This window comes from Nocardioides sp. P5_C9_2 (assembly GCF_054049555.1).
Map to the genome: position 1 here is coordinate 1 of NZ_JBFUMD010000599.1, position 1,952 is coordinate 1,952.

Here is a 1,952-nt window from a genome sequence, read left to right on the forward strand (position 1 = left end):
CACCCCGGACGTCCCGGGAACCCCGGGTCTGCTCCCGCTGGACATCGACCGGGTGAGCCGGGTGGTCGGCTTCCTGGGCATCGAGGCGACGACGTCGCTGGCCGTGCGGGTGCTCACCGGCGACCCGGCGTCCGCGGGTCCAACGTCCCCCTGATCGGGACCGAGCGCCCCTCCTGCGTGCGGCCGGGGTCGACGAGGCTGGGGGTACCGGCAGCGACGTCCGCTGGCGAGGGCACGAGGAGAGCACCATGAGCACCGTCCACGCACCCCTGGGCACGATCGTGGCCGCCGTCGACGGCTCGGGGTCGTCCGATCGAGCAGTGGACTTCGCCGTCGAGCAGGCAAGGCTGACGCGGCGGTCGCTCACCCTCGTGCACGCCCTCTCGCCGATGAGCACCGTGTGGCTGGCACCGGTCGGGCTGTCGCCGAGCATGGGCACCGGCGTCGGGCTCGAGGCACTGGAGTCGCAGGCCCACGAGCTGCTCGCCGAGACGCACGCCGACGTGACCGGTCGCGCCCCCGAGCTCGAGGTGCACGAGCTGCTCGGCTTCGGCGACCCGCGCCAGGTGCTGCTCGACGCGGCGTCCAGGGCGTCGCTCGTGGTCATGGGCTCCCGCGGCCGGGGCCCGGTGGGCAGCCTCCTGCTCGGGTCCGTGGCCGTGGGGGTCGCCCACCACGCGACGTGTCCGCTCGTGGTGATGCGACCCACGGACGGCGCCGACCGCAGCGGGATCCTGGTCGCCGTCGACGGGTCGGACCGGTGCGCCCCGTCGCTCGAGTTCGCCTACCAGCAGGCCTCGATGCGGGAGCTCCCGCTGACCGTCCTGCACGCCTACTGGGACGTCCGGCACGCCGCCGTGCACGCCCACGGCGAGGAGGAGGGCGTCCATGCCGACGAGGACGAGCTGCTCATCCTGGCCGAGACCCTGGCCGGCATGGCCGAGAAGTACCCCGACGTCGCCGTGCACCGCGTCCTGGCGACCGGCCTGGCCGACCTGGCCGTCCTCGACGCGGCCGCCGACAAGGAGCTCGTGGTCCTCGGCACCCACCACGGCAGCGCAGCGCACGAGCTGGTCTACGGGTCCGTCGCCAGCTCGGTGCTGGAGCACGCCTCCTGCGCGGTGGCGCTGGTGCCGCTCGCGCTGAGGGACTGAGCCGGCCTCACGGCTCCAGACACGCGGGGATCGAGTCCGTCCGGCCCGTCGGGGCCTCGGTGTGGCCGGCGGGGTCCAGGACCTTCACCCAGTCGACCGTCGGCAGGCCGCGCAGCGTCGGCATGATCGACCCCGCGACCGTGGCCGTCGAGCCGCCGCTGCTGCAGCCGCCGGTCAGCCGGAGCCGGGCCACGCCGCCCGCCACGGCCAGGTCGGCGTACCCCGTCGCGCGCGACCGCACCAGCCGCAGGCCGGCACGCCGCTCCGCCGGGAGCGGTCCGGCGAAGAGCCGGTCCATGAGCCCGGTCGCCGGGGTGCCTGGTCGCACCGGTCGCATCCGCCGGACGAAGGACGGCTCGACCCCGTCGCCGAACCGGTCCCGGTCGAGGAAGTAGACCGGGCGCTGCTCGGTGCGGAACCCCGCCCGCACGTCGATGACGACCCGGCTCGGGTCCTGGCGCGTCGAGACCTCGAAGGGCGTCCGCCTGGCCACCCCGATGCCGTACGTCGTCACCCCCTCGAAGTCGCCCGCGCGGACGGTGGTCATCACGTTGGGCAGCGCGTACGCCGTCCGCAGCGGGACGGTGGGCCGGCCCTGCGCGTCGTGGGCCTGCGCCGGGCTGAGCGTCACGCTCAGTACCGCGCGTCCGGCGATGCGGACCGGGAGCCCCGACCCGTCGGCGACCAGCCGGTCGACGTAGCGCACCCGATGGTCGGCGGGCAGCCCGCCCGCGAGCTCGAGCACGACGCGGTCGAAGCCGGGATGGTGCGATGCCCGGATGTCCACGAGGGTCGGGG

The 1,952-nt window shown here is 75.2% G+C and carries 2 protein-coding genes; one reads left to right on the forward strand and one right to left on the reverse strand.

The window, feature by feature from the left end; genetic code table 11:
* The first annotated feature begins 248 nt into the window (after positions 1 to 248).
* Positions 249 to 1,154 carry a universal stress protein gene (locus tag ACXJKL_RS20085; protein ID WP_457208762.1) on the forward strand — a complete coding sequence of 302 codons (906 nt, stop codon included), beginning with the start codon at positions 249 to 251 and terminating at the stop codon, positions 1,152 to 1,154.
* A 7-nt stretch (positions 1,155 to 1,161) separates the two neighbouring features.
* Here the strand turns inward: ACXJKL_RS20085 and ACXJKL_RS20090 are convergent.
* Positions 1,162 to 1,952, reverse strand: a 791-nt coding sequence (locus tag ACXJKL_RS20090; RefSeq protein WP_457208763.1) for an AMIN-like domain-containing (lipo)protein, incomplete at its 5' end; no start/stop codon positions are given.